5 protein-coding genes are annotated in these 5,713 nt (G+C 63.1%); all 5 read right to left on the bottom strand.

All coding sequences use genetic code 11. The features are described from left to right. A partial coding sequence (locus WBB85_RS22580) for a biotin/lipoyl-containing protein (RefSeq protein WP_432640814.1) occupies positions 1 to 754 on the bottom strand: 754 nt, incomplete at its 3' end. Then, positions 754 to 3,720: a 2-oxoglutarate dehydrogenase E1 component gene (locus WBB85_RS22575; protein WP_432640813.1), complete on the bottom strand. Its 2,967-nt coding sequence runs from the start codon at positions 3,718 to 3,720 to the stop codon at positions 754 to 756. The genes WBB85_RS22575 and WBB85_RS22580, both read right to left, overlap by 1 nt. Beyond that, positions 3,717 to 4,223 carry a DUF805 domain-containing protein gene (locus WBB85_RS22570; RefSeq protein ID WP_432640812.1) on the bottom strand — a complete coding sequence of 169 codons (507 nt, stop codon included), beginning with the start codon at positions 4,221 to 4,223 and terminating at the stop codon, positions 3,717 to 3,719. Before WBB85_RS22570 ends, WBB85_RS22575 begins: the two co-directional genes overlap by 4 nt. After that, entirely contained in the window at positions 4,220 to 4,942 is a 723-nt protein-coding gene (locus WBB85_RS22565) for a sulfotransferase family 2 domain-containing protein (protein ID WP_432640811.1), read from the bottom strand. Before WBB85_RS22565 ends, WBB85_RS22570 begins: the two co-directional genes overlap by 4 nt. A gap of 52 nt (positions 4,943 to 4,994) precedes the next feature. Further along, on the bottom strand, positions 4,995 to 5,713 hold a 719-nt coding region (gene sucD / locus WBB85_RS22560; RefSeq protein WP_432640810.1), incomplete at its 5' end, for a succinate--CoA ligase subunit alpha.

The raw sequence follows: 5,713 nt of genomic DNA, 5'->3' as shown, positions 1-5,713 counted from the left end.
GGGCTGCCCCCGCGGCGGCCTTGGCGACATCGTCCTTCATGATGCGGCCATCCTTGCCGGAACCTGCGACCTGATCGGCAGAAAGTCCGGCCTCGGCCATCGCCTTTTTCGCCGAGGGTGCGTCTTCGACATCCTTGCCCTTGGCGGCGGGCGCGGGGGCTGCGGCGGCGGGTTCAGCCTTGGCCGGGGCAGCACCCGCAGCCCCTTCGGCGATCACCGCGAGGCGGGCCTTGGCATCGACCGTGGCCCCTTCGGCGGCGACGATTTCGGCCAGCGTACCGGCGACGGGCGAGGGAACCTCGACCGAGACCTTGTCGGTCTCCAGCTCGCACAGCATCTCATCGACCGCGACGCTGTCGCCGACCTTCTTGAACCAGGTGGAGACAGTCGCCTCGGTCACGCTTTCGCCGAGGGTCGGCACCATCACGTCAACGTTTTTCCCAGCCATCTTGCCCTCTTCGGCTTGCGGCGCGGCTTCGGCGCCTTTTTGTGGTTTCGCGGGCGCCGGGGCGGCGCCTGTTGCGGATATCTGCGCCAAGAGCGCGTTGACGCCGACCGTATCGCCTTCGTTCGCGACAATCTCGGCCAGCGTGCCGGCGGCGGGCGAGGGGACCTCGACCGTCACCTTGTCGGTTTCCAGCTCGCACAGCATTTCGTCCATGGCGACCGTATCGCCCGGTTTCTTGAACCAGGTGGCCACGGTCGCCTCGGAGACGCTTTCGCCAAGCGTGGGGACGCGGACTTCGGTGGTCATCAGCTTGCGTCTCCTATGGTGAGGGCATCGTTCACGAGCGCCTCCTGTTCGAACTTGTGGCGGCTGGAAAGCCCCGTCGCGGGTGAGGCGGAGGCGGCGCGTCCGGCATAACGCGGGCGCGACACCTTGGCGCCGATCCGGGTCAGGACCCATTCGATATTGGGTTCGACGAAGGTCCAGGCGCCCTGGTTCTTGGGTTCTTCCTGACACCAGATCACATCGGCATTCTTGAAGCGGCCCAGTTCCTTGACCACGGATTGCGCCGGGAAGGGATAGAACTGTTCGAGCCGCAGAAGGTACACATCGTCGAGCCCGCGCGCGTCGCGCTCGGCCAGAAGGTCGAAATAGACCTTGCCCGAGCACATCACCACCCGCCTGATCTTGTCATCCGGTTTCAGCTTCAGGTCCGAATGGCCCTTTTGCGCGTCGTCCCAGAGGACGCGGTGGAAGGTCGAGCCGGTGGTGAAGTCGCCTGCATCCGAGATGCACATCGGGTGGCGCAGAAGCGATTTCGGCGTCATCAGGATCAGCGGTTTGCGGAAGGTCCGGTGCAGCTGACGGCGCAGGATGTGGAAATAGTTCGCGGGCGTCGAGCAGTTGGCGACGATCCAGTTGTCCTGCGCGCATTGCTGGAGGAAGCGTTCAAGCCGCGCCGACGAGTGTTCCGGCCCTTGCCCCTCAAACCCGTGCGGCAGAAGGCAGACGAGGCCCGACATGCGCAGCCATTTGCTTTCGCCGGACGAGACGAACTGGTCGAACATGATCTGCGCGCCATTGGCGAAGTCGCCGAACTGCGCCTCCCACATCACCAGCGCGTTCGGTTCCGCCAGCGAATAGCCGTATTCGAAGCCAAGCACCGCATATTCCGAGAGCATCGAGTCGATGACCTCATAGCGCGACTGGCCCGCCTTGATGTGATTGAGCGGATAGTGGCGTTCCTCGGTCGTCTGGTCGATGAAGGCCGAATGGCGCTGGCTGAACGTGCCGCGCGTGCAGTCCTGCCCGGAAAGGCGAACCGGATAACCTTCGGTCAGGAGCGAGCCGAAGGCCAGTGCCTCGGCGGTGGCCCAGTCGAACCCCGCGCCCGATTTGAACATCCCGGCCTTGCCGTCAAGCTGGCGTGCCACGGTCTTGTGGATGTCGAAGCCGTCGGGCACACGGGTCAGCGCATCGCCGATCTCGCCCATCAGCTTCTTGGTGATCGCGGTCTTGCCGGGGGTATATTCCTCACCCTCGCGGTCGAGATGCGACCAGCGGCCATCAAGCCAGTCGGCCTTGTTCGGCTTGAAGTTCTTGCCGGTTTCGAACTCTTCGTTCAGATGGGCCTGGAAGGCGGCCTTCATATCCTCGATCTCGCCTTCCGGGATCAGGCCGTCCTTGACCAGCCGTTCGGTATAAAGCTGCAGCGTGGTCTTGTGGGTCTTGATCGTCTTGTACATCGCCGGGTTGGTGAACATCGGCTCATCGCCTTCGTTGTGACCGAAGCGGCGGTAGCAGAAGATGTCGATGACGACGTCCTTGTGGAACTTCTGGCGGAATTCGGTGGCGACCTTGGCGGCGTGGACAACCGCCTCGGGATCGTCGCCATTGACGTGGAAGATCGGCGCCTCGACCATCAAAGCGATGTCGGTCGGGTAGGGCGACGAACGGCTGAAATGCGGCGCGGTGGTGAAACCGATCTGGTTGTTGACGACGATATGCATCGTGCCGCCGGTGCGGTGGCCGGTCAGGCCCGAAAGGCCGAAACATTCGGCCACAACGCCTTGTCCGGCAAAGGCCGCGTCACCATGCAATAGGATCGGCAGCACTTGGGTCCGGTCGGCATCGTTCAGTTGCGCCTGCTTGGCGCGCGCCTTGCCCAGCACGACCGGGTTCACCGCCTCAAGATGGCTCGGGTTGGCGGTCAGCGACAGGTGCACCGAATTGCCGTCGAATTCCCGGTCCGAGGACGCACCGAGATGGTATTTCACATCGCCTGACCCGTCGACATCCTCGGGTTTGAAGCTGCCGCCCTGAAATTCGTTGAAGATCGCCCGGTAGGGTTTGGCCATCACATTGGCCAGCACAGAAAGACGACCGCGATGCGGCATGCCGACGATGATGTCGCGCACACCAAGACTGCCGCCGCGCTTGACGATCTGCTCCATCGCCGGGATCAGCGCCTCGCCGCCATCAAGGCCAAAGCGCTTGGTGCCCATGTATTTCACATGCAGGAACTTCTCGAACCCTTCGGCCTCAACCAGCTTGTTGAGGATCGCCTTGCGGCCCTCGCGGGTAAACTGGATCTCCTTGCCGAAGCCTTCGATCCGCTCTTTCAGCCAGCCGGCCTCGACCGGGTTCGAGATATGCATGTATTGCAGCGCGAAGGTGCCGCAATAGGTGCGTTTCACGATGGCGATGATCTCGCGCATCGAGGCATGTTCGAGGCCCAGAACCTTGTCGATGAAAATCGGCCGGTCCATGTCGGCATCGGCGAAACCGTAGGATTTCGGGTCAAGTTCCGGATGCGGGGTCTCGGTGCGCATGCCCAGAGGGTCGAGATCGGCCACCAGGTGGCCCCGGATTCGGTAGGCACGGATGATCATGAGGGCGCGGATGGAATCCAAGACCGCCTGCTTGACCTGATCGTCGCTGACGACAACGCCCATATCGGCGGCTTTAGCCTTGATCTTGTCGCCCGCGCCCTTCATCTCCTGCGCGGCAATCGGCCATTCGCCGGTCAGCGCGGCGGTCAGGTCGTCGGCGGGCATCGGCGGCCAGTCGGGCCGTTCCCATGTGGCACCCTTCGCCTCGCGCCTGACATCGTTTTCCGCATCGCCCAGCGAGCGGAAGAACGCGGCCCAGGTCGCATCGACCGATGCGGGATCACTGGCGAAGCGGGCATAGAGCTGTTCGACATATTCGGCATTCGCCCCTTGCAGGAACGAGGAGGCGTGGAACTGGTCGTTGGGGCTTTGGTCGGTCATGGGGTCACCTCGATTGGGTTGGGACCGTATTTATTGGGGCCGGGTTGGGAGGGCAGCAGGAGTTGGCCCAAAGTCGAGCCAAGGGTGCCCGGTGCCAGAAACACGTACACGGAGAGAACGAGAAATGACGGAACACCGACCAACGGGATTCTGAGAGTGGCACCTAAAGGGTGTCCTTTGAAGAAACTGAAATATGCCAGCCAACCACTGAGCAAGACTATGAACGTGGGTTTGAGGCCAAGCCAAAGATCACCGGAAGGTAGTCCAGTATCCTGAGTTCGTCGGGCCGCTGCCGCAAGGAGAGGTATGGACGCTATCGCGACAGTCAGCACCTTAATTGTCAAAGAGCCGAGTCCATCGATCGAAGGCGGCGCAAGCCATGCAGCCAGCAGGGGCAAGGCAAATCCGACCGGGGCGAACGACCAGAACTCTGACCGCGATGAACGGCCATCAAAAGTGAAGGACTTGCGCAAGCAAGCCGATATGGACCGGACCGTGCTCATCCCCGCCCTCCGGAGAGCGCGCCGACGAGGCGGTTCATCAGGCCTTTGGGTGCTGGGGGCTTGGCTGCGGGTTTGGCGGTGTCGTCGATGGAATAGCCAAAGCGTCGGAAATCCTCGGCGTAATAGCTGGCGATCCGGGTCAGGGTTTCGGGCGAGGGCGTCATGCGCCCCGCATCGGGCGCCATGCCCTTCTTGCGCACGTTTTCCTTGGGGATCTCACGCGCGCCGTTCGTATCCCCGGCCAGCGCGTCGAAATGGGCGACGAGGGGGGCCATCCCCTCTTCCAGCCGGAAGACCACCGCCCCTTCGGGCACGATATCCGATTGCGGTCGCAGGTGGTTGTCGTAGAGGAACGGCTCGCCCTCCGCCCGTTTCAGCCAGTCGTCGAAGAACTCATCAATGGACCAGAGTGCCGCCACGGTCCCCTCCACCTCCACCTGAAACTGGAAGGCGCTGACCAGCCGTTTGACCGGGTGCCGCACCACCGCGAAGGATGAGACGATCCAGTCCGCCGGGATCAGCCGGTGGAAATCCTCAAGCGCGAGGTGTTGGGGTGAGGACCTGGTCCAGCGCGCATGCTCGGGCAGGTCAAGATAGCGGGTGTTGAGGAATGCAAGGCCGCCAAAGCGGGTCCTTAGATAGGCCTCGACCGACGAGCCGCCGCATTTCGGGACATGGGCGTAGTAGTGAAGCTTGTCGCCAATTCGGAAGATCGGCATTTTCGTTACCCTTCCTTACGCCGCCCCAGCCTGGACCGGGGCGGCGTGAAACTCAACCGATGGCCTTGAGGACGGCTTCGCCGAGGGTCGCCGGGCTGTCGGCCACGACGATGCCCGCCGATTTCATCGCCTCGATCTTTTCCTCGGCACCGCCCTTGCCGCCGGCGACGATGGCGCCTGCGTGCCCCATGCGACGGCCCGGAGGGGCGGTGCGGCCAGCGATGAAGCCCGCGACCGGTTTCTTGCGGCCGCGTTTCGCCTCGTCCTTCAGGAACTGTGCCGCTTCCTCTTCGGCCGCGCCACCGATCTCGCCGATCATGATGATGCTTTCGGTCTCATCATCGGCAAGGAACCATTCGAGCACGTCGAGATGTTCCGTCCCCTTGATCGGGTCGCCGCCGATGCCGACGCAGGTGCTCTGGCCGAGGCCCACATCGGTGGTCTGCTTCACGGCTTCATAGGTCAGCGTGCCCGAGCGGCTGACGACGCCCACAGAGCCCCGCTTGTGGATATGGCCGGGCATGATGCCGATCTTGCATTCGCCCGGCGTGATGACACCGGGGCAGTTCGGGCCGATGAGCTTGGATTTGGAGCCCTGAAGTGCGCGCTTGACCTTCATCATGTCGAGGACAGGGATGCCTTCGGTGATGCAGACGATCAGCGGCATTTCGGCATCGATGGCCTCAAGGATCGAATCCGCCGCGAACGGGGGCGGGACGTAGATGACGGAGGCATTCGCCTCGGTCGCGCGCTTCGCCTCATGCACCGAGT

The organism is Albidovulum sp. (genome assembly GCF_049646345.1).
Lineage (GTDB): Bacteria > Pseudomonadota > Alphaproteobacteria > Rhodobacterales > Rhodobacteraceae > Albidovulum.
The sequence above is the reverse complement of the archived record's forward strand: the minus strand, read 5'-3'. Positions and strand labels throughout refer to the sequence as shown.

Coding starts and splice junctions, on each gene's coding strand:
- WBB85_RS22575 (WP_432640813.1), bottom strand. CDS start 3,720: ATGACCGACCAAAGCCCCAACGACCAGTTCCACGCCTCCTCGTTCCTG.
- WBB85_RS22570 (WP_432640812.1), bottom strand. CDS start 4,223: ATGAGCACGGTCCGGTCCATATCGGCTTGCTTGCGCAAGTCCTTCACT.
- WBB85_RS22565 (WP_432640811.1), bottom strand. CDS start 4,942: ATGCCGATCTTCCGAATTGGCGACAAGCTTCACTACTACGCCCATGTC.